The following is a 21,891-nucleotide window of genomic DNA, read 5'->3' on the forward strand; positions in this document are numbered from 1 at the left end:
CAAGATCCGAAATGGACAAACAAAAACAATGAACCAGAGGAGAATTCAAATGCATTACACAAAGATAACCGGGCTTTCCGCCCTTGCACTCATCGCCTCGATCACATCGGCAGGCGCGCTCACCCTCGAAGAGGTTAAGGAGCAGGGTTATATCCGTGCCGCGACTGCGAACGAAGTGCCCTACTCCTATATGCAGCCGGACGGCACCTCCGCTGGCATTGGACCCGATGTCGCCAACGCAGTTCTGAAAAAGATCGGGATTGAAGAGGTCAACTGGACGGTCACTCCGTTCGGCACCCTCATTCCGGGCTTGAAGGCCCGCCGTTTCGACTTCGCGGCAGCCGAACAGAACATTTCGCCCGAGCGCTGCAAGCAGGTTTCCTTCACAGAACCGAATTCCTCCTATGGCGAAGGACTTCTGGTGAAGAAGGGCAACCCCAAGGGGCTGACCACCTATGCAGACATCGCCAAGGATCCGTCGCTGAAGGTCGCAGTCGTGTCGGGTGCGAACAATGTCGATTTCCTTCGGGCGGTTGGCGTGAAGGACGACCAGATCGTCTTCATCCCTGCCAATGCCGATGCGATCCCGACGGTGGAGAACCGCGTCGATGCTTATGCCGCGACGGAGCTGACCGTATCGGAGCTCGCCAAGGATCAGGAGAATGTCGAACAGGTCTCGCCCTTCGAAGACCCGGTCGTCGATGGTGCACCGGTTCGCAATTACGGCGGCTTCGCGTTCCGGCCGGAAGACCAGGAACTGCGCGATGCCTTCAACGCCGCACTAGTGGAGTTCCGCAAGACGGATGACTACAAAGCCATCCTGGCGAAATATGGTGTGTCCGAAGCCAGTATTGCGGCGGCTGCCGAAAAGAACGTGGCCGATCTCTGCGCCGGAAAATAACGGCAGCTGGCGCCCGGTACCATCGGGCGCCACTCGACTTGAACCCGAGGGATCTTGCAGATGGACTGGACAGCCTACCTGCCTATGCTCTGGCAAGGCGCCGTCGTGACGATGACGATCACGCTGGCGTCGATTGTCGTGGGCGCGGCGCTCGCCTTCTTCTTCGGCATTCTGCGCGTCGAAGGCGGCCCGATTCTATCGGCTGTCGCTCTGTGCTATACGGAGGTTTTTCGAGGCACCTCTTTGCTTGTCCAGCTTTTCTGGTTTTATTATGCGCTGCCTTTGGTGGGGCTCAGCTTCGAACCCATCACGACCGGTATCCTGGTTCTGGCAGCGCATGTTGGCGGTTACGGCGCCGAGATCGTAAGAGGCGCGCTTTCTTCCGTATCAACACAACAGCTGGAAGCCGCGCGCGCTCTGAACTTCAACCGTTTCCAGACGCTGTTTCGGATTTCACTTCCCCAGGCGGTGGTGGAGATGATGCCCGCCTTTGGCAATCTCGCCATCGAAACCTTGAAACTGTCCTCGCTCGTCTCACTCATTTCCATTGCCGACCTGACCTTCTCGGCTCAGTCGATCCGGAACCTGACCCTCGACAGCACGAGCATCTACTCGATCACGCTCGTTTGCTATTTCGCGATGTCGCTGATGCTGATGGTGGCAATCAAAGCGATCGAACGCTTCGTGCGACGCGGCGACGTCCTGTCGCGCGCGGGCCATTAATGAGGATCCTGCCGCCATGATGTATGGTTACGAATGGGATACGACGACCTGGCTCACTTACACGATCTCAATTCTTCCGATCCTGCTGATCGGATTGACCGTGACGTTGAAGGCAGCAGCCGCCGGCTTCGCAATTGCGCTCTCCCTCGGCCTGGTGTTCGCCTTGCTGCGCCGTAGCCGCGTGAAGGCGATTTCCTGGACGACCGCATTCGTTGTCGAGTTTCTGCGCGATACGCCGCTTCTGGTGCAACTGTTCTTTCTTTACTACGTGCTCCCCGAGATCGGGATCGTCCTGCCGGCGTTCCTCACAGGCGCTCTGGCACTCGGGCTGCAATATGCCGCGTATACCTCCGAGGTCTATCGCGGCGGGATCGAGGCCGTGCATCATGGCCAATGGGAAGCGGCGACCGCGCTCAATTTGACCCGCATGCAGACCTATCGCGACATCATCATTCCCCAGGCCATTCCACGCATCGTACCGGCGATGGGCAACTATCTGGTCGCGATGATCAAGGAAACACCCGTCCTTTCCGTGGTCACCGTTCTCGAGATGATGGGCCTTGCCAATATGATCGGCGAACGCACGTTCGAATATCTCGTGCCGCTGACGCTGGTGGGCGTCATCTTCCTTCTCCTGACGCTGATCTGTTCGGCAGGCCTCCATCGCCTGCAGAAAGCGCTCCCAAAAGCAGGGATTTCCATGCGATGACTGACAAAGTTGATAGCCCGATTATCGAATTCTCCAACGTCACGAAGCGCTTCGGCATTCTGACCGTGCTCGACCAGTTCAATTTCAGCGTTGCGAAGGGTGAGAAGGTGACCCTGATCGGGCCGTCCGGTTCCGGCAAATCAACGGTTCTGCGCATTCTAATGACGCTGGAGCCTTTCCAGGAAGGCAGCCTGACGCTCGCCGACATGTCCTACCATGAACAGCGCGGCAAAGGGCCGTTCCATGCGTCGGAAAAACATCTGCGGGAGATCCGCAAACATGTCGGCATGGTCTTCCAGAGCTTCAATCTTTTCCCGCACATGACGGTCATGCGCAATGTCGTCGAAGCACCTGTGCGGGTACTGGGTATGGCGCGGGCGGAAGCCGAAGCGCGAGCGATCGAGTTGCTTCAGATGGTGGGACTGGCGGATAAGAAGGACCACTACCCTGTGCAACTGTCCGGCGGCCAGCAGCAACGGGTCGCGATTGCCCGCGCACTTGCCATGCGGCCGCGTGTTCTCCTTTTCGATGAGCCGACTTCGGCGCTTGATCCACAATTGGTGGGTGAAGTGCTGGCCGTTATTCGCGGTTTGGCGCACGAACACGATCTGACCATGCTGCTCGTTACCCACGAGATGCGTTTTGCGCGTGAAGTTTCCGACCGCGTCTGCTTCTTCGACAAGGGTCGCATTTGCGAACAAGGGTCGCCGGACGAGATCTTTGGAGAGCCCAAGCACGAGCGAACGCGGGAGTTTCTTTCTTCGGTTTTGTGATCGCGTCACGAAACCCCTGCGGATTTGCCTCACGCCTGATGTTCAGAGGGAAGAGACGCGGTCAAAACCCAGCGATTGGTCCTTTAAGTCCCGCATACTGTTCATAAGAATCCTCGACCGTCAGAATGTGCTTGCGCATGCTTGATGAGGCCAGTTCGCGGTTGCCCTGGAGGATAGCCACCAGAATGGCGTCGTGTTCCGCATAGGACTTCGCAAGGCGTCCGGCGCTGAGAAACTGCGCGCGGCGGAAGGGCGAGAGACGTTGACGCGTCGCCAACGTGACCTCCACCAGGTAGGCATTGCGGCTTCCAGCATAGATGGCGGCGTGAAAACGTTCGTTGAGCAGATGATATTCGCTCGGATCGTTTGCCTTCAGCAAGGCCGCTAGCCCGGCATGGATTTCCTCCAGTTCCCGGCGCTCGGCCGGACCCATGTTGACGGCTGCAAGCCCGGCGCACAGCGCTTCCAGTTCCGCCATCACGTCGAACATCTGGCGCAGTGTTTCCTGCGACGGACGGGTAACGATCGCGCTGCGGTGCGGTCGCGTTTTCACAAGCCCCATTGCGGCGAGATCGCGGATGGCCTCCCGTATCGGTGTTCGCGACACGCCGTAGCTATTGGCGATCGCGGTCTCGTCCAGCGCCATTCCCGGAGCCAGCCGACCGTCCACGATGTCGTCGGCGAGACGGGCACGAACCTCCTCGCTGCGGGTCAGCTTTCTCGGGGTTCCGCTTCCCTCTTCGGTGTCGGATGCGACTGGAATGGATGGCTGCAATCTCATGCTTTAACCTTGGTTGTATTTCTCTCTGAACACACCGATTTGTCTCTTATTATGGCAGGGGCGGAGCAAGCGCAATCATCACGCAGCCTCAAGCGCGGACGGGACCGTGACAGGCAGTCCGGCGTCCGTGGTCAGTCGCCTCCAACGCAATAGCAGAAGCGCGCCGACCCCTGTGATTCCGATGAGAATGCCGATCCATATGCCGATCGCCCCCAAGCCGAACGAAAATGCCAGGAGTACGGCGACCGGCACGGCGAGAAGCCAGTAGCCACCCAGCCCGATCAGCATGGGCAAGCGCGTGTCCCTCAGTCCCCTCAGCGCGCCATTGGCCACCGACTGGAGGCCGTCAAAGACAAGGAAGGCCGCCAGGATCAAAAGCAAATGGTGGGTCAGCGTTTCCACAGCGGCGTATTCTGCCGCGTTGCGATCCAGAAAGACCGGAACGATGTGGCGGGCGCCGACGAATATGAGGAGGCCGAGACCAGCCATGAGGCCGACCGCCAACGAAAGCGCCAAATTGCCGGCTTTGCGTGCCGCCACCGGCTGCCCGGCGCCCGCATGATAGGCAACGCGCACAGTCGCCGCCTGGCCAAGCGCGACAACAGGGTTGAAGGCAATGCTGTTGATCGTATGCGCTATCTGGTTGGCGATGATCGCGACCGTGCCGAATTTGCTGACCAGCAGCGTCATTGCCAGCGTAAGCCCCAGTTCCGCTGCGTAGATCAGTCCGATCGGCCAGCCGATGCTCCAGACTTGCGGCAGGGCGCGCAGGGCTCCCTGTCTTGCCTCGCGCAGCATGGCGACTGGCAGAAAGCCTGAAAACAGCGATGCAAGCGTCAATCCAACGGCGATCGCCCACCAGGATATAGCGAAGGCTTGTCCCGCGCCGGCAATTCCCCGCGGGGCAATACCAGCACCGCCAAAGACGAGCAGGTTCAGAAGGCCGAGATAAAGACCTGCGCCGATGGCGATCGCTGTCATGACAATCCAGGCTCGACCGCAAACGGAAAAATAAAACCGTATCGGTATAATCCAGAAGATCGCGGGGATGGCGAAAGTCCCTGCCCGAAGGAAGTCGTCTACCCCCCGCATGACCGCCGCTTCGAGCGGGAAGACGCCCAGCAGCGTCGGCAGCCGGGAAAGCAGCGCGGTGGCGACGATCGCGCAAATCGCGGCGGTGGCCACACCGCCGCCAAAAGAGCGGGCCATTCCGCCGTCACCACCACCATCGACAGTCGCGTCGCGACGACCACGGGCTGCGGCCATCAGCGGGTGCGCTCCCGAGATGAAGCCCTGCGAGACGACGGTGAGCAATTGGATGACGATCGCGCACAGGCCCCCGGCGGCCAAGGCGGCGCCGTCTATCCTTCCAAGAACAAAGCTTGCGGCCAGCCCCATCACGAGCTGGCTAAGCTGGGTAACCGCAAGTGGCGCGGCGATGCCGGCAATAGCCGATAGTTCTTTGCGGTTATCCATCGTTCTGTCGGATCACCGGCCGCCGGCGTATTGTGCGAAGGCGTCAATCACCTCCTGCGCCTGACGACGAGCGCCAGCCTGAAGGTACTCCATGGCGATCAGCGATGCATCATGTGCTGCCTCGCTGGACCCCGACACGCAATCCTCGATCACGCGGCAGTAATAGTCGCCCTGATGGGCGTCGGCGAAGCTGTAGTGAACGCAGACATCCGTGAAGCCGCCGACGAAGAAGAGCGTCTCGGCTTTGACGGCCTTCAGCAGGATTTCCATCTCGGTTCCGTAGAACACCGAGTATCGACGCTTCGTGATCTTGAGGTCGTCTGGCCTCATCTCCAGTTCCTCGATCGGGAACGGCGTGCCGGGCGAGCTTTCGAGGCAATGAATGCTTTCCGATCCATCCAGCTCGCGGCCGAAATCTATCAGGTTATCGCGATGGGCCTCCTGGACGAAGATGATGGGAATTCCGGCTTTGCGCGCGGCATCGATGACCGTCTTAGCTCGATAGTTGCGCTCGATATGGTCTCCCATGAAGGCCAGGCGCGATGTTGCTGGCCGCGGCATGAAACCGCTTTTTTGAATATCGACGACCACAAGGGTGGGTTTGCCGACGATCATCGGCTTCGGCACTATCGGATTTTCAGCAGTCATCAGAAAAAGGCTTTCTTTGGAAGAGGCGGGCGCTTCATCCATCCGGTCGAAGTGGACGGCTGCTGTCGGCACGCCTTGGGCGGAGAAAAAGCGACCCGGCAGCCCGGATCGCGAGGCCCATTATACATCGCAGAATTCGGTATGCAATATTGTATACAATCAGATTAATTAGTGTGCAAATGCTTCTGGCGTGGCGCTTTCCCTCCGGACGCCTAACCGGCACCAGACTTAATAAAAGCCGTAAATAATTGTATTAAAGAGATTTTTTCAATTGGCATGCCGATTGCTAGATTTTTGATCGTCGAAGGCCGTGGCCGTCGAGTTTCAACAGGAGAGCAGCATGACATCGAACGAAACGCCCAAGGGCGCAGGTTTGCAGGTTTCCGGAGTTTCCCGCAGAACAGTTCTAAAGGCGATAGGCGGCATGGGTGCCGCGTCTGTGCTGGGCGCGCCCTTTATCAAATCGGCCTATGCCGCCACGCCGCTGCGGATTTCGAACTTCGGCGGCTTCTTCGAGCAGGCCTTTGCTGAGCACGTGTATCCCGCGTTCACCAAGGCGACGGGCATTGAAGTGCAGTCGATCCCACAGTCCGGGAGCGCGCAGTTCCTGATCCAGCTCGGACAGGCCGTTCAGTCCGGCCAGGCCCCCATGGACGTCTGCTGCGCCGGGCAGGCCGATGTTATCCGTGGGCGTGCCCGCGGCCTTTGGGCGACGGTTGAAAAATCGCGTCTGAAGAATATGGACAATATCATGCCCGGCTTCGTCTACAGCGACGGCGATGCGATCGATGGCGTCGGTGCGATGGCCTGGTACATCACTCTCGTCGCAAATCCCGCCGAGTTCGAAACCCTTCCCGACAGCTGGACGGAGATGTGGAAGCCGCGGGAATCAGCCTGGGGCATCCAGGGTGGTGGTTCCTCGGTCCTGCTCGACATCGTGGCGTCCGTCTATTTCGAAGGTCCGTCGGTCCTCGACACCGAGGCTGGTATCGACAAGGTCATCGCCAAGATCGCCGAACTCAAGCCGAACGCCAAGCTGTGGTGGACGGACGAAGGCTCGATGCAGAGCGCTTACCAGAACGACGAAATCGTTGGCGGCATGTATTTCCATGACGTCTCGATGATCATGAAGAATGAGGGCACCGACATCGCTTCGATCTTCCCGAAGGAAGGTGCGGTGCTGGGCTACAATGCCTGGTGCCTCCCGAAAGTTGGAACGCCCTCGGATGAGGCGATCGCCTTCCTTGACTGGAGCGCAACGCCTGAGTGCCATGAACTGATCGCGCGCCACGTTGGCGCGGCTCCCCTCATCGAGCGCTCGAAACTAAGCCTAACGGACGAGGAATTCGCCGCCGTCTCCTCGCAGGGCGAGCCGATCGTGGTGGCGTCCGACGCGAAGGTGAAGCATGCCGACTACATCTCCGCGCAGATGTTGAAGATGCTGGGCCAGTAAAGCGGACACATGTGATGCAAGGACTGGAAATAGCCAACCTGACCAAATCGTTCGGCAGCAACACGGTCGTCTCTGACGTATCGCTGCATATCGAGCAGGGGAAATTCGTTTGCTTTCTCGGGCCCTCGGGATGCGGCAAGACAACCTTGATGCGCATCATCGCCGGCCTTGAAGAGCCGACGACCGGGGATGTGTTGTTCGACGGGCGAAACATAACGTCGCTGCCGACATATCAGCGCAATTTCGGCATGGTCTTCCAGGCCCTTGCATTGTTTCCTCATCTGAACGTGGCCGAGAACGTAGGGTACAGCCTGCGTTTCCGGACCATGGACAAGCGGCACAAGGCGGACCGGATCGACGAGTTGCTGAGGCTCGTCGATCTGCCCGGCACGCAGACGCGCCGGGTCGATCAGCTTTCCGGCGGCCAGCGGCAGCGCATCGCGATCGCCCGCGCTTTGGCGCAGGAACCCCTGCTCTTCCTCATGGATGAACCGCTGTCAGCACTCGACGCGAAGCTGCGCGACCATATGCAGGTCGAGCTGAAGCAGTTGCAGCGTCGATTGAAGATCACGACGATCTTCGTCACCCATGATCAGCGCGAAGCGATGACGATCGCCGACGAGATCGTCGTCATGGCCAATGGCAGGGTTCAACAGGTCGGCTCGCCGATCGACATCTATCGCCGGCCGGCCAATCGTTTCGTGGCCGACTTCATCGGCCAGAGCAATCTGGCCGAAGGTATTCTTCTTGATCGGACGCATGTCCAGCTTGATGGTCGTACCATCGAGGTGCGATCGGCTCCGTCACAGCTTGCGATCGGCCAGAAAGTGACCGTCTGTGTCCGCCCGGAAGGCACGCTGCTTTCCAGGACGGAAATGTCGAAAGATCTGCCGACAGCCAAGGTAACCTTCGTCCGAGACGTTGGGTCGACGGTGGAGGTGCACCTGGACCGTGCCGGGCAGCAGATGCTGTCGTTCATGTCGCCAGCGGCATGGGATCTGCTTTCGGGTCAGGACGAGTTGGCGGTATCGTTCGCGCCGGGTGCGGCAACGGTGCTGGAGGATTGATGATGTCGGCCGCCGCAACAATCTCTTCCAGAGGACATAAAGCCGGCACCGGCGCAACGATAGTCGGCCTGCTCTGGCCGTTCTTCATGATCGTTGCCTTTTTCGGCGTGCCCTTCGCATTGCTTCTGCGCGTCAGTCTCGCGCGGCTTGATCCAGCCTATTATCAGGGCAGCGGCTGGACGCTGGACGCCTTTGGAACGCTGTTCCAATCCATGGTGCTGAACGGATTTGTCTCTTCGCTGCAACTGGCATTCACCGTCGCGACGCTTGGTATCATCCTCGCCTTCCCGGCGACGTATTTCATCACCCGCATGAGCCGGAAGGCGCAGGTTGTGTGGCTGGTCGGTCTTCTGGTTACCCTTGCGCTGTCGGAAGTGCTGATCACCTTCTCCTGGCAGATCATTCTTTCGAAGCGCGTCGGCATCTCCAACCTCGCTGTCTTCCTGGGACTGCTCGAAAAGCCGGTGTCCCTGACGCCAAGTTTCCTCGGGGTCGTTGGCTGCCTCGTCTATGTCGTGGTGCCCTTCAACGTCATGACGCTTTATCCCGGCCTTTCGCGTCTCGACGCCTCCTATATGGAGGCGGCCGCCACCATGGGGGCGCGGCCCTCGCGCGCGTTTTTCGACATACTGGTCCCGCTCATGCGGAAACCCGTGGCGACTGCCTACCTGACCACGGTCGTGATGACGATCGGGGCGTATGTCGCTCCACTCGTGCTCGGCGGTCCGGCCAACTGGACGATCGGGGTCATCATCAGCGAGGTCGCGATCTCGGCCCAGAACCTGCCGAGTGCCGCGGCGATCGCCGTTCTGCTGATGGTGATAACCGGGCTGATGATCCTCGTCATCAATCGTATCGGCGGGAAAGGATATGCGTCGTGACCCGTTCTTTCGCAGCCATTTCCCGTTTTGCCTTCCTGCTCTGCCTTGCCCTGTTCCTCGCGACACCGCTGACGATTGTCGCTGGGGTCAGTTTCAACAGCACCGCGCAGATGACCTTCCCGCCGCAAGACATCAGCCTGCGCTGGTACTCCACCTTCTTCTCTGATCCTACCTGGGTATCGGCCCTGACGAGATCGATCCTCATCGCTCTGGCAGCATCGCTCCTGGCGACGAGCATTGCCTTCCCTATTGCCTATATGCAGTGGAAGACGAATTCTCCGCTGGCAAAGATCGTCGCCGGTATGGCGGGCGTTCCCTTCATCCTGCCGCCGGTCGTCATCGCCGTGCTGTTCCTCCTTTTCTGGGGCACCGTTCGGCATGTCGGGAATATCGAGAACATCGTCATCAGCCATGCGATCACGTTCATAGCCGTGCCGCTGGTGATGATCACGCTGGGGTTCGCGTCGATCGACAAATCGCTAGTTGAGGCGGCCCGGACAATGGGCGCGCGTGACGGCGATGTCCTGCGTTCCATCGCACTGCCGATAGTCATGCCATTTGTCGTGTCGAGCTTCGTGTTCGTCGCGATATTCAGCCTCAACGAATATGTCATCGCCTTCATGGTGGCGGGCTTCACGGCCGAAACCATGCCCGTGAAAATCTTCACGAACATGCGAACCGGTTTCTCGCCCACGATGTGCGTCGGCGCGGTTCTTTTCATGCTGATCGGCCTGGCCGGCTTTGTTGCCATCGCCCGGTTCGGCAACCTTCCCAAACTGCTCGGCGCGCGCGCCTGAAAGGAGAATTCTGATGAAGAAGAAGCAGAACCCCATGATCGTTGGCCAGCCGGTCCTTATCGTCGTCGATATCCAGAAGTCAGCCTTCGAAGATGATGGCGCCATTCCCCTGATGCCGGGTATGATCGAACGCATGCGGCGTGCCCGCGCCGTGATCGACGCGGCTCGGGCCGGCGGCATTCCGATCATCTTCCTGCAGGAAAGCCATCGTAAGACGGGCGTTGACTATGGTCGCGAGATGGATGGCGACGAGGATGAGCATCTGCGCGAGGACTGGGAAGGTACCAAGATCGCCGCCGAAGAAGTTGGCCTGCGCGACGACGATTATGTCATCGTGAAGCGACGCTATTCCGGCTTCATTGGCACCGACCTCTCGATTCTCTTGCGCGGCCTGAAAGCGGAAACGCTGATCATGGTCGGCGGTCTCACCAATATCTGCGTTCACTACACCTTCGCGGACGGCCACCAGAATGACTATCACTGCCGCGTCGTCGAGGACTGTGTCGCAGGATCGTCGATCGCCGCTCACGATGCCGCCCTTGCTAACATGGAGTACCTCCAGCACGGCGCTCGCCGCACGTCCGATGAGGTCATAGCCGCCTTTCTCGGCCAGTCCGGACACAAGGCCGCCTGATATGCACACGCAGTATCGGGACCGGGTCCGGGAGATATGGCGTTCCATCGCGCCTGAAATCGAGAGCCTTTTTGCCGAGATGTGGCGGGTGCCGGAGCTTCCCGCCATGGAATACAAGTCGTCGGCCATCCTCTGCGACTTCATCGAACGGCACGGTTTCGAGGTGGAAAAGGCGGCGGGCGGTGTCCCGACCGCCTTTACCGCGCGGATCGGAAGCGGCGACGGTCCACGGATCGGTATTCTCGTCGAATACGATGCGCTGCCGACGCTCTACAATGACGCCGTTCCCTACCGACAGGGGAACTGGCGGCTGCCGGGTCATGGCTGCGGGCATAACCATATCGGCCCGGCCAATACTGGAGCGGGTATCGCGGCCGGCAAGGCCTTGCTCGAGCTTGGTCTCGCTGGGGAAATTGTGATCGTCGGGTGCCCGGCCGAGGAAATTGGTTGGGGCAAGCTCGCCCTGCAGGCCGCCGGTGTCTTCGACGGTCTCGATGTCGTCCTGACCTCTCACGGGGACTACCAGAACGGTTCCCTCGCCCGCCCGTGCCATTCCATGGCAAGCGGTGAGTTCCGGTTCAATGGCGAAAGTGCCCATGGCGGTAAGGTTGCGCAGCGCAACGCGCTTGAAACCGCCGAAGCCGCATTTGCCGCCTTCGACCGCATCAGGAGCGAGATTCCGGGCCTTCAGCTGAAGCATGTCTATCGCTCCGCCGGCATCACGCCCGGTGTGACGCCGGAGGAGGTCCGTCTTTGGTCGTCGGTTCGCCATCACGACTTCGAGATGGTCGAACGCGGCTACGCCCTGATGACCGAGACCTATCGCCGGGTTGCCGAGGAGAGAGGCGTCGGCTTTGTCGCGGAGCAGATTGCTGCGTGTCGCGGTTATCTTGGCAATGATACGGTCGGTCGGGTACTCGATACCTGCCTTAGGGAAATCGGACCGCCGAGGTGGAGTGAGGCCGACCTCGATTGGATGAAGGAGCTATCGGCCGCCTGCGATCCCGGGAATTCCTTCGACCTCCATCGCGAGATCGAGTATTTTGACACAGGCATAGATTATTATGGCCAGGACGACGGTGACATCAGCTGGCAGATCCCGCTTGGACGCGTCAACTGGGCCTATCCGAACAACGTTCCCATCCATCACTGGGCCTGGACCGCTCTCTCCGGCCACTCTTCCAGCAGTCCCGGCCCGCTGATGGCGTCCGAAGCTCTGGCGCTTGGCGCAATCGCTCTGGTTCTGGCCCCCGATCTCGTGAAGGATGCGCAGGACGAGTTGAAGAAACGCACCGGTGGCCGTCCGATCCCAGGGCCTCAGCCGACGATCACGGATATTCTTGCTACCGATCCGCAGGGCTTCTGGGCGGCGACCTGGAGTAGATAATGCGTCGACCATTGTCGTCCCGATCGCGGATTGCGTCGGTGTTGAAGGAAGAAAACCATGACTGATATGATTGAACACCTGCGTATCCTGGAGCCCTATCCGGGCATCTTTGCCTATTACGATGGCCGCATTGCCGGCAAACGCCTTCACGGTCGTGAACCGAACTGGCTGGACGACGGCGCCTTCAAGCTCGGGATTGCATCTTTCGCGATCGTCAGCGGGGACGAGGCCCTCGTCTATGACACCCATATTTCTCTTGATCATGCCCGCGCGATCCGTGGGCATCTGGAAGATCTGGGCGTGAAAGAGCTGACCGTCGTGCTCAGCCACTTCCACAACGATCACATCGCCGGAAACGAGGTCTTCGCGGATTGCGAGATCATTGCCAATACCGAGACGGCTCGCCTCCTGGAAGCGGAAAGACCCCGGATTGCGCAGCGAGCTCCCATCATCGATCCGGTCATCGCGCCTACAACGCTCTTTTCCGGGACGACCGTGGTGATGGTTGGCGACCTTCGTGTGGAACTGCACCACTTTGATATTCACAGCCCCGACGCCACAGTTCTGTGGCTTCCTGATCGTGGCCTTCTATTCGCTGGCGACACGCTAGAGGATACGGCAACCTATGTGACGGATGCCGACAATCTCGAAGTTCATCTGGGTGAGCTGAAACGCATGGCCAAATGGCCGATCGTGAAAATCCTTCCCTGCCACGGCGACCCAGACCGCATCGCCGCCGGTGGCTATGAGCCGTCTTTCATCAAGGCCACCGAGATCTACGTCAAGCGGCTAATGAGCCTCGAGATCGGCGAGAAGCCGGCATTGAAGGACATGATGGCGGACGAAATCGAGGCGGGAAGCCTGATTTATCTGCCAGACTATGAGGAGGTGCACGAAGAGAACCTGGCGGCGTTCTTCGCCGTCAAGTCGAAAGGTGCGGCATAGTCCAAAAAATGGGAAGCAGCTCGCGGAGCTGCCTCCCTTGTTGTTATGCTACCAGTTGGTGAACGAGCCGTCGGTGCGGCGCAGGTGTGGCGGCTCGGAGTATTCGAACGGCATCTTCTTAAGCTCCGACTCATCGACTTCGATGCCAAGGCCGGGCGCGTCCGGCACGATATAGAAGGCTCCATCCATCTGGATCTGCTTTGGAAAGAGCGTTGCGTTGTCGAAGCCCCAATGCTGTTCCGCAGGGCTCTGGCGGCACTCAAGCCATGCGAAATTGGCAACCGCTGCGCCAAGATGGACGGAGGCCGCCGTGCAGATCGGGCCGAGCGGATTGTGAGGCATGAGATCGACATAGTGCGCCTCGCACCAGCCGGCAACCTTCATCGCTTCGGTGAAACCGCCGACATTGCAGATATCTATCCGGCTGAACTGCAGGATGTCGCGCTCGATGTAGGGAAGGAACTGCCATTTCGACGAAAACTCCTCGCCGATCGCGAAAGGCACATCGGTCATCTTCCGCAGCGCCTCGTAGGCTGAAGGTGTCTCGTCGCGGATCGCCTCCTCGATGAAGTCTATGGTTCCCTGCGGCATTTTTTGACAGAAGGAGGCGGCTTCAGCGACACTGAGCCGGTGATGATATTCCACGCCGAGTGTCATGGCATGTCCGACCTCCTTACGTGTGCGGGTTACCCATTCGGCCGTGATGGCTATGGATTCGCGCGGTTCGAAGCGATCGGCATTTTCCTGGCCGGCGGCAATGAAACGAACGCAATTCCAGCCGGCGTCTTTCAGGAGAACAGTCTGCTCGACCATCGCATCGCCCGGTTCGGCCGAGGTCGTCGCGAATGCGGGCACGAGATCCCGCTGCTTGCCACCCAGCAACTGGTAAACCGGGACGCCCAGTGCCTTGCCCTTGATGTCGTGGAAGGCGATGTCGAGGGCGGCGATCGCGGCCGCCAGAACGCGCCCACCTTCAAAGTACTGGCTTCGGTACATTTCTTGCCAAAGAGCACCGCATCGCATGGGATCCTTGCCAATCAGGAACTGAGCGTAGTGATCGATGGCCCCCGCGACAGCTTTTTCACGGTAAGACAGGCCGGATTCCCCCCAGCCGTGAATGCCGCTATCGGTTTCGACCTTGACGACAAGCTGGTTTCGGACGCCGACGCGGGCGATGTACGGCTTGATGGCAGTGATTTTCATGTCAATTCCAGGAGGTGAAGCGAGCCCTAGCGAAGCAGGTCCGGCAGCCACGTTGAGAGAGAGGGGAACAGGATCAGCAACAGGATGATGCAGATCTCCGCGAAGATGAAGGGAAGCAGTTCACGCATGAGGGGTGTCATGCGGATATTGCCGATCTTCATCAGGATGAACAGCACGACGCCGACCGGAGGCGTTATCAGTCCCATGGCGAGTGACAGGATGATCACCATGGATGCCTGGATCGGATCGATGCCGAGCTGAATCACCGTCGGCATGACAAGTGGGACGAAGATCAGCAGGGCGGCGCCGATATCCAGGAAGAGACCGAGGATCAGCATCAGGATCATCACTCCGACGAGGAAAAGCAAGGGATTGCCTTCGAAGTACGGCGCGGCTGCCGTGACCATTCCGCCGATGCCGAGCAGGTTGAGCGCATAAGACAGAATGGATGCCGCCGCGACCAGAAGGTAAATGGTCGCGCTTGCCCTCGCAGACACGATCAGCGCGCCCCAAAGATCGGCAAGTTTGATGCTTCTGAACAGGAACAGCCCCAGTACCGCCGCAACGAAGACGGCGATGCCGCCACCTTCCGTTGCCGTAAATGCGCCCGTCACCATGCCGCCCACGATGATGAACGGCAAGATCATGACGGCCGTGCCCTCGACCAGCAGCTTCGGCAGTTCTTCCCGCTTCACCTTCACAATGGAGGTCGGCAATCCGCTGCGGATGGACTTCAGGAGAATGACGACGGCGCACGCAACGCCGAAGAGGACGCCGGGCACAACGCCGGCAACGAAGAGATCCACGACCGACAGACCGGTAACGGCAGCCATGATGATGGCGAGACCCGACGGCGGGATAATCGGTCCGATGATCGATGAGGCGGCTGTCACGGCCGCGGAATACTCCTTGGTATAGCCCTCCTTCGGCATGACGGTCATGAAGAAGCGTCCAAGCGCACTCGCGTCGGCGACGGCGGAACCCGAGATGCCGGCAAAGAGAACCGAGGTGCCCACATTGGTATAGGCGGTGCCACCGGGCAGCCGCCCGGTCAAGATGGACGACAGGTAGATGAGCCGTGTCGTGATCCCGCTGCGATTCATGATTTCGGCTGCCAGGATGTAGAACGGCATCGCCAGGAAAACGAAACTGTCCACGCCAGAAAAGAAGCGGGTGACGATCACCTGCAGCGGAATTCCCGTCAGCCAGACGCCGAGCGTTCCGCCGAGGCCAAGCGCCATGGCAATCGGGACGCCGCCCAGCAGCAGGACCATCGAAAGAAGAGCAACCCAGGCCATCTCAGGTCTCGCGGAAAAGGAGTTGGTGGAACTCAGTCATGTTCGTCGCCTTCAAACCCGGAGAGCCAGCAGAGTACGATCTGGATAAGGATCAGCACGGAACCGACGGGGATCGCCATGTAAGGTATGATCATCGGCATTCCGGAAGCAGCGGCATGCTGAGACATGTTGCGGATGGCAGCGGACCATCCATGGTAGGCCAGGAGCACGAAGAAGATGCCGCCGATCCCATAGAGCATGCTGCGCACGAGATGACGGTACTTCGAGGACACCAGATCCTGCAGCCCCTCGACCGCCATGTGTTCGGTACGATAAACTGCGGTGACGCTACCAAGCATCATCAGCCACATCATGATGTAGCGCATCGTTTCTTCGCCCCAGCTCAGCGAGCTGCCCATCAGATAGCGCCCGCCGACCTGTGTGAAGTTGATGAGGCAGACGACGAGCAGAATGGCCGCGGCCAGCAATTCGCAGGCTCGTGCGAGCGTGCGTGACAGGGTTTTCGTGGTCATTGTCCGAGCTTTCCCGCAAGCAGACCGTGCGCGCCGGGGGAGCCGGCGCACACGGGTGCAGCCTTAGTTGGAAGGACCGTAGAGCTTGGTTTCCGCCTCGCTGACGGAGGTCTCCATCTGCTGCAACAGGTCCTCGCCGACCTGTTCTGAGATGTATTTGCGGACCGGCTGGTAGACCGCGTCCTTGAAAGACTGCTTTTCTTCCGGCGTGGAGGTATGCACCTGCACGCCCTTCTCCTCGGCAATCTTCTTCGCGTAGATCCAGTCGCCTTCCGTCTTCTGCACGTTTTCGACGGCCGCCATCACGCGCGCGCCCTCCTGCACGATCGCTTGATGCGCGGGCGACAGAGATTCGAACCACGTCTTGCTGGCCACGACGATGTGGAGGCCGAGGACGTGCTCGTTGAGTGTCAGGTGCTTTGCGACATCGGCGGCGCCACCCGTGTAAAGAACCGGCGGCGGGTTTTCCAAGCCATCGACCACGCCCTGCTGCAACGCCATGACCGCTTCCGAGCCGGCGATCGGCGTCGGGTTGGCGCCAAGCGCCTTCACCATTTCCATGTAGACGGGGCTTTCCATCGTCCGGATCTTCATGCCCTGCATGTCAGCCGGCGTCTTGATGGGACGGACATTGTTGACGAAGGAACGGAAGCCGTTCTGCGAGAATGCAAGCGCCTTGATGCCTGTCTTTTCCTCGATGTCGCCGAGCATCCACTGGCCGAACTCGCCGTTCATGACCTCCCAGGCCACCGGGGCGGAACGGAAGAGGTAGGGGAGCGACCAGACCTGGATCGGCTTGTAAAAACCAGCGAAGGCGCCGTCGGACGGTAGAGTCATTTCCAGCGTGCCGGCCTGAACCATCTCCGTCGTGTCGCGAACGGAACCCATCTGGTTGCCGGGGAAGAGCCGAACGGTGAGTTCGCCGTTGCTCTTGTTTTCGACATAGTCCTTGAAGGCCTTCGCGGCGTTGTATTCGGGGTTATCACCTTCGAACATTTCGAAGGCGAACTTGATTTCAGCCGCAGTGCCCGGCGCCGCGCCGGTTATGAGGGCAGCTCCCAGAATGAGGGCGCCATAGATTCCCGATTTCAGTGCAGACATCCGCATCTCCTCCCAGATCGTGCGTTATATTTCACATAAAATCTCTGAAATTGTACAAAGTCAACCCGTATTGATGTATGATTTTCCATCGGCTACATAGAATGACGTTATTGGAGAGACGCGCGTGCAGATGCTGAACAAGACCGACGATCTGAAGGGCGACGTCCGGACCGTGGCGGAAATCGAAGAATTTCAGCCCCTCCACGAGCGCATGCGCGAAGACATAATCAATGGCGTCCTCGCCGAGGGATCGTGGCTGAAAACGCACGACCTTGGCCGCCGTTACGGTGTCAGCACCAATCCGATACGCGAGGCGCTTCACCAGTTGAGCGGCGAGGGTTTCGTCGTCATCCATCGTAACCGCGGCGCACGCGTGCGGACACTCGACGAGGTTTTCGTTCGGAATATCTTCGACATTCGCGCACTGATCGAACCCTATCTCGTCAGGCTGTTCGTTGAGCAGGCGACGGAAAAGGATCTGCAAGCCATGGAACTGGTGCAGTTGCAGATAGAGAAAAAGCCCGAAGACCAGGTTGAACTGGATCGTCTCGATGAGGCTTTCCACGGGATCATGTATGACCGGCACTTCAATCAGGAGGCGCTCGCGATCCGGCAGCGCCATGGCGAGGTCGTCAGAGGTCTGGCGCGCCGCTATCCGGTCAGTCCCGCGCGGCGGGTGGCAATGATCGAGGAGCATCGCGCCATCATGGCCTCCGTGGCCCGACATGATGTCGAGGGTACCCAGCAAATCGTGGAAAAACACGCTCGGGCTGCCGAACGCAATCTCATAGAGCGTATGCGGCAGGGGCAACGATAATTCCCTGCCCTGCACTGCTGTCGGGCCGGAACCGCTTCCTGATCACATTTTCGCGGTATTGAACTGTCGGAGAAGTGGCCGTCCTGAAAATCGGATGGTCGATACCGGTCGCAAAACGAGGAGGAAGACACGATGCGTAAGGCTCTCATCGTCTGGGGAGGCTGGGATGGGCATGAGCCGGAGCAATGTGCCACGGTGATCCGAGGCATCCTGCGCGAGGATGGTTTCGAGGTCGATCTGGAACCCAGCACCAAGGTTTTTGCCGATTCCTCCATTCACGATCTCTCCCTGATCGTGCCGATCATGACAATGTCGACAATCGACAAGGAGGAAGCGAGTAACTTGGCAAGCGCTGTCGAGAACGGCGTTGGTATTGCCGGCTATCACGGCGGGGCGGGTGATGCGTTTCGTGACTGCGTGGAGTACCAGTTCATGATCGGCGGGCAATGGGTGGCCCATCCCGGCAATATCATCGACTACACCGTAAACATAACGCGTCCCGATGATCCGCTGATGCACGGCATCACCGATTTTCCGTACAGGTCAGAGCAGTACTACATGCATGTCGATCCCTCGAACGAGGTGTTGGCGACGACCACGTTCAGCGGCGAACACGCGTGGTGGATCGACGGCGTTGTCATGCCGGTGGTGTGGAAGCGCCACCACGGCAAAGGCCGAGTCTTCTATTCCTCGCTGGGCCATGTCGCCCGCGAATTCGATATCCCGCAGATGCGCACCATTTTCCGTCGCGGGGCAAACTGGGCTGCGCGCTAGTCCGCCGCTGGTCGACAGTGTTCGCCTCTGGTCAACCGCTTTCATATCTTGACTTCCGATACGTACCGGCAAAGATGATGCAAAACGTAAGGGAGGAAAAGCGATGGCTGAAATACGGCTGGAAAACGTGTCGAAGAGTTTCGGCGCTGTCTCCGTCATCCGGGATATTTCGTTGACGGTTAATTCCGGCGAACTGGTGGTGTTCCTGGGTCCATCCGGGTCGGGCAAGTCGACACTTCTCCGCATGATCGCCGGGCTTGAGAGCATCGACAGCGGTACCCTGACAATAGGCGGTGTCGAAAGCCAGAACCTGGCGCCGGGGCAGCGCAATGTAGCGATGGTATTCCAGAACTACGCGCTCTATCCGCACATGACTGTGCGCGAGAACATGGCCTTCGGTCTGCGCAATATCGGTCTGCCCAACTCCGAGATCGAAGCGCGTGTCCAGACAGCGGCCCGTATGCTGGAAATGGAGGGACTGCTTGCGCGGCGTCCTGCCCAGCTCTCTGGCGGCCAGCGGCAGCGGGTCGCTATAGGCCGTGCGATCGTCAAGGAGCCAAAGGCTTTTCTATTCGACGAGCCGCTGTCGAACCTCGATGCCGCTCTTCGGGTGCGCACACGCGTCGAGCTTGCGCAGCTTCATCAGCGCATGAAGGCGACGATGATCTACGTCACCCATGATCAGACCGAGGCGATGACGCTGGCCGACCGGATCGTCGTCCTCAACCAGTGCCGCATCGAGCAGATCGGCTCGCCGATGGATGTCTATCTCAAGCCCGCCTCCCGCTTTGTCGCAAGCTTCATTGGCAGTCCGGGTATGAACTTCCTGCCCGTCGAGGTGCTTGGGCGCGGGCGTACGCCGGTGCGGTTTCGCAATGGCTTCGAGTTCGAGATTGATGCAGCCGTTCCCCATCCCGGCTCGTTCGATCTCGGCATCCGTCCCGAAGCCGTGCATGTCGTGGCGGACGGTGACGTTCCGGCGGGCAAGGCGACCGACGCCAAGGTAGGCGTCGTCGAGCGCCTGGGGGAACGCACCCTCGCCTATTGCACGCTGGAGGATGGGACAGAGCTCATTGCTCAGGACACGGGCCGTTCCGGCATCCGCCCGGGAGACAGTGTGCGCATCAGCTTCGATCCGAGCGCTATTCATCTCTTCGACGCCTCCGGCAAATCCTATCAGGCGCACTGATCTCAAAGAGCGGACGCTTTGGAAATCGTCACGGGCCTTGCGATCTTTCGACCGCAGGCCCGTGACAAAAGGGTAAGACGCGGGAGGTGGCGCCCTAGCCCTTGATCCCGGCGGAAAGCGTGATCGCCTCGGTCACACGCCGTTGGAAGATCAAATAGGCCAGCGCCACCGGGAGTCCGGCCAGCACCGCTGCGCTTAATTCCCGCGCATAATAGACACCGAACGCATCGTTGACCTGGGTGATGCCGACAGTGATCGTCATCATGTCGGTGCGTGTTACCGCCAGGAACGGCCACAGGAACGAATTCCAGGACCATATGAAGCAGACGATGGCGAGCGCCGTCGTCACGCCCCAGTTCATCGGAATGTAGATGCGTGTCAGGATCCGCCATTCCGATGCATTGTCCATCACCGCTGCTTCGCGGAAATCCTTCGGCACGCCGTCAAAGAACTGCTTGTAGACGATGATGATGACGGGATGGATGAGCTGCGGAAGAACGATGCCGGCCCAGGTATTGATCAGTCCGAGGTTGGCGACGAGCTCGAAATGATTGACGATCAGCGTCTGCATCGGAACCATGAAGCTCGCGAGGATCAGCCACCACAACAGCTTTCGGAACGGGAAATGCAGCTGCGAGATTGCGTACCCGCATAGGAGCGACGACGATACGGTCAGGATCGTTACAGACAAGGCAGTGACGATCGAGTTCAGATACCACCGGCCGATTTCGGTTTCCGTGAGCGCGAAGACGTAGTGAGAAATCGTGAAGGTATCGGGCCACAGCTCAATGTAGGGCCGGACGACTTCGTGCTCGGGTTTCAATGATGACACGACGCCCCAGTACAGGGGAAAGGCCCAAAGGACCGCCGCGAAAACCGTCAACAGCGTTATGATCAGCCCAGCAATGTTCAGTCGTCTTGCCGTCTGTGCTGTCATCGGTTGCGTCCTCCCGAGAGTCTCGTCAGCTGGAAGTTTAGAACCGAAACGATGATGACGATGAGGAAAAGGACCACGGCAGCCGCGGCAGCCCGCCCACCCTGATCGGACTGAAACGCTCTAAGGAAGATGTAGTAGACGAGGACCAGGTTGTCGTTCGGTCGCCCGCCGGTCGAAAAGAGGTAAACCTGATCGAAGATTTTCAATTGCGAGATCAGCTGGATGGTCAGGACCAGTGCCGTGATCGGCCACATCAATGGCCAGGTGATCCGCGAAAAACTTGCCCACCGGCCCGCATTGTCGAGTGCCGCCGCTTCGTAAATCTCGGCCGGTATCGCCCTTAGTCCCGCCAGGAACAAAAGGATCGAAAACCCCGCGGTCCACCAGATCGTGATGACGCCGACCGCAGGCATGAACCATGCGGTGGATTTGAACACCGGGATGCGTGGAATGCCAAAGAATTCGAAGAGATACATTGCGATGCCGAACTGGAAGTTCAGCGTCCAGTCCCAGATGAGGTAGACGACCGAGACGGGCAGGATGTAGGGCAGGAAGAAGAGGGCCAGGATTGCCGCCTGCAGGCGGCCCGAGAGGCGATTGACGCCGAGTGCGATGGCGTAGGCGATCATCGTGCCCGGAACGACCGTCAGAGCAACGAAATAGGCGGTATTCCATAGGGCGGTCGCGAACCGGCGGTCGCCGACGAGCCGGGTGTAGTTTTCAAGGCCGACATAGCTGCCCTCCCCGATCAGCGGCGCGTCGGTGAAGCTGATGCCGAACAGCTTGATCGTGGGGTAGACAAACACCAGTCCGTAGATCGCCACGAACGGCGCCACCAGCGCGAGGGCGAACAACGCCTCGCTGCGTCTGTTCCTGAGCATTCTC

At 59.5% G+C, this 21,891-nt stretch carries 23 protein-coding genes; 14 read left to right on the plus strand and 9 right to left on the minus strand.

The annotated features are described in order from the left end of the window. Positions 1-49: 49 nt before the first annotated feature. Genes ehuB through ehuA form a run of 4 tightly spaced genes read left to right on the plus strand, consistent with a single transcriptional unit; the run spans position 50 to position 3,106 of the window. On the plus strand, positions 50-901 hold the full coding sequence (gene ehuB, locus J5J09_RS17095) for an ectoine/hydroxyectoine ABC transporter substrate-binding protein EhuB (RefSeq protein WP_208552606.1): 852 nt from the start codon (positions 50-52) through the stop codon (positions 899-901). Positions 902-961: 60 nt separating this feature from the next. Then, positions 962-1,624: an ectoine/hydroxyectoine ABC transporter permease subunit EhuC gene (ehuC, locus tag J5J09_RS17100; RefSeq protein ID WP_208552608.1), complete on the plus strand. Its 663-nt coding sequence runs from the start codon at positions 962-964 to the stop codon at positions 1,622-1,624. A gap of 16 nt (positions 1,625-1,640) precedes the next feature. Beyond that, positions 1,641-2,333 (plus strand): ectoine/hydroxyectoine ABC transporter permease subunit EhuD, encoded by a 693-nt coding sequence (gene ehuD, locus J5J09_RS17105; protein ID WP_208552611.1) that lies wholly within the window; start codon positions 1,641-1,643, stop codon positions 2,331-2,333. Further along, the gene (ehuA, locus tag J5J09_RS17110; protein ID WP_208552615.1) at positions 2,330-3,106 is read left to right on the plus strand and encodes an ectoine/hydroxyectoine ABC transporter ATP-binding protein EhuA; all 777 of its coding nucleotides are present in this window, start codon (positions 2,330-2,332) and stop codon (positions 3,104-3,106) included. The genes ehuD and ehuA overlap by 4 nt, the downstream gene beginning before the upstream one ends. Positions 3,107-3,167: 61 nt before the next feature. On the opposite strand, the gene J5J09_RS17115 is transcribed toward ehuA, so the two are convergent. The 3 genes from J5J09_RS17115 to J5J09_RS17125 all read right to left on the minus strand — a co-directional run bounded on the left by J5J09_RS17115 (position 3,168) and on the right by J5J09_RS17125 (position 6,011). Further along, positions 3,168-3,887, minus strand: coding sequence for a GntR family transcriptional regulator (locus J5J09_RS17115; protein WP_208552618.1), 720 nt, complete (start codon positions 3,885-3,887; stop codon positions 3,168-3,170). Between the two features lie 78 nt (positions 3,888-3,965). Next, entirely contained in the window at positions 3,966-5,363 is a 1,398-nt protein-coding gene (locus J5J09_RS17120) for an MATE family efflux transporter (protein WP_208552619.1), read from the minus strand. Positions 5,364-5,375: 12 nt separating this feature from the next. Continuing rightward, entirely contained in the window at positions 5,376-6,011 is a 636-nt protein-coding gene (locus J5J09_RS17125; RefSeq protein ID WP_208552620.1) for an isochorismatase family cysteine hydrolase, read from the minus strand. Positions 6,012-6,351: 340 nt separating this feature from the next. Between J5J09_RS17125 and J5J09_RS17130 the strand changes: the two genes are divergently transcribed. Genes J5J09_RS17130 through J5J09_RS17160 form a run of 7 tightly spaced genes read left to right on the plus strand, consistent with a single transcriptional unit; the run spans position 6,352 to position 13,175 of the window. Further along, positions 6,352-7,464 carry an extracellular solute-binding protein gene (locus J5J09_RS17130; RefSeq protein WP_208552621.1) on the plus strand — a complete coding sequence of 371 codons (1,113 nt, stop codon included), beginning with the start codon at positions 6,352-6,354 and terminating at the stop codon, positions 7,462-7,464. A 14-nt stretch (positions 7,465-7,478) separates the two neighbouring features. Then, positions 7,479-8,531, plus strand: a complete 1,053-nt coding sequence (locus J5J09_RS17135; RefSeq protein ID WP_208552622.1) for an ABC transporter ATP-binding protein — start codon at positions 7,479-7,481, stop codon at positions 8,529-8,531. A 2-nt stretch (positions 8,532-8,533) separates the two neighbouring features. Beyond that, positions 8,534-9,412: an ABC transporter permease gene (locus J5J09_RS17140; RefSeq protein ID WP_208552624.1), complete on the plus strand. Its 879-nt coding sequence runs from the start codon at positions 8,534-8,536 to the stop codon at positions 9,410-9,412. Then, positions 9,409-10,209, plus strand: a complete 801-nt coding sequence (locus tag J5J09_RS17145; protein WP_208552625.1) for an ABC transporter permease subunit — start codon at positions 9,409-9,411, stop codon at positions 10,207-10,209. Before J5J09_RS17140 ends, J5J09_RS17145 begins: the two co-directional genes overlap by 4 nt. A 13-nt stretch (positions 10,210-10,222) precedes the next feature. After that, positions 10,223-10,843: an isochorismatase family cysteine hydrolase gene (locus J5J09_RS17150; RefSeq protein ID WP_208552626.1), complete on the plus strand. Its 621-nt coding sequence runs from the start codon at positions 10,223-10,225 to the stop codon at positions 10,841-10,843. A 1-nt stretch (position 10,844) separates the two neighbouring features. Continuing rightward, a complete protein-coding gene (locus tag J5J09_RS17155) occupies positions 10,845-12,230 on the plus strand; it encodes an amidohydrolase (protein WP_208552627.1) in 1,386 nt (461 codons plus the stop codon). 57 nt (positions 12,231-12,287) lie between these two features. Further along, positions 12,288-13,175, plus strand: coding sequence for an MBL fold metallo-hydrolase (locus J5J09_RS17160; RefSeq protein WP_208552629.1), 888 nt, complete (start codon positions 12,288-12,290; stop codon positions 13,173-13,175). A 48-nt stretch (positions 13,176-13,223) separates the two neighbouring features. Here the strand turns inward: J5J09_RS17160 and J5J09_RS17165 are convergent, their stop codons facing one another. The 4 genes from J5J09_RS17165 to J5J09_RS17180 form a co-directional block, all read right to left on the minus strand. Beyond that, positions 13,224-14,378, minus strand: coding sequence for a mandelate racemase/muconate lactonizing enzyme family protein (locus J5J09_RS17165; RefSeq protein WP_208552631.1), 1,155 nt, complete (start codon positions 14,376-14,378; stop codon positions 13,224-13,226). A gap of 26 nt (positions 14,379-14,404) precedes the next feature. Next, positions 14,405-15,676, minus strand: coding sequence for a TRAP transporter large permease (locus J5J09_RS17170; protein ID WP_208552633.1), 1,272 nt, complete (start codon positions 15,674-15,676; stop codon positions 14,405-14,407). Between the two features lie 32 nt (positions 15,677-15,708). Then, positions 15,709-16,188: a TRAP transporter small permease gene (locus J5J09_RS17175; protein ID WP_208552634.1), complete on the minus strand. Its 480-nt coding sequence runs from the start codon at positions 16,186-16,188 to the stop codon at positions 15,709-15,711. Positions 16,189-16,251: 63 nt separating this feature from the next. Then, positions 16,252-17,289: a TRAP transporter substrate-binding protein gene (locus J5J09_RS17180; protein ID WP_208552636.1), complete on the minus strand. Its 1,038-nt coding sequence runs from the start codon at positions 17,287-17,289 to the stop codon at positions 16,252-16,254. A 130-nt stretch (positions 17,290-17,419) separates the two neighbouring features. Here J5J09_RS17180 and J5J09_RS17185 point away from each other — a divergent pair, with 130 nt between their 5' ends. The 3 genes from J5J09_RS17185 (at position 17,420) to ugpC (ending at position 20,069) form a co-directional block, all read left to right on the plus strand. Continuing rightward, positions 17,420-18,106: a GntR family transcriptional regulator gene (locus J5J09_RS17185; RefSeq protein ID WP_246746000.1), complete on the plus strand. Its 687-nt coding sequence runs from the start codon at positions 17,420-17,422 to the stop codon at positions 18,104-18,106. 132 nt (positions 18,107-18,238) lie between these two features. Then, the gene (locus J5J09_RS17190) at positions 18,239-18,880 is read left to right on the plus strand and encodes a ThuA domain-containing protein (protein ID WP_208552638.1); all 642 of its coding nucleotides are present in this window, start codon (positions 18,239-18,241) and stop codon (positions 18,878-18,880) included. A 103-nt stretch (positions 18,881-18,983) separates the two neighbouring features. After that, complete coding sequence (gene ugpC, locus J5J09_RS17195; RefSeq protein WP_208552640.1) at positions 18,984-20,069, plus strand: sn-glycerol-3-phosphate ABC transporter ATP-binding protein UgpC; 1,086 nt, start codon at positions 18,984-18,986, stop codon at positions 20,067-20,069. Positions 20,070-20,163: 94 nt separating this feature from the next. Here the strand turns inward: ugpC and J5J09_RS17200 are convergent, their stop codons facing one another. Continuing rightward, entirely contained in the window at positions 20,164-21,006 is an 843-nt protein-coding gene (locus J5J09_RS17200; RefSeq protein WP_208552641.1) for a carbohydrate ABC transporter permease, read from the minus strand. Then, positions 21,003-21,887, minus strand: coding sequence for a sugar ABC transporter permease (locus J5J09_RS17205; protein WP_208552642.1), 885 nt, complete (start codon positions 21,885-21,887; stop codon positions 21,003-21,005). Before J5J09_RS17205 ends, J5J09_RS17200 begins: the two co-directional genes overlap by 4 nt. Positions 21,888-21,891 lie beyond the last annotated feature (4 nt).

The sequence above is a fragment of the Ciceribacter sp. L1K22 genome (assembly GCF_017599385.1).
Taxonomy (GTDB): Bacteria; Pseudomonadota; Alphaproteobacteria; order Rhizobiales; family Rhizobiaceae; genus Allorhizobium.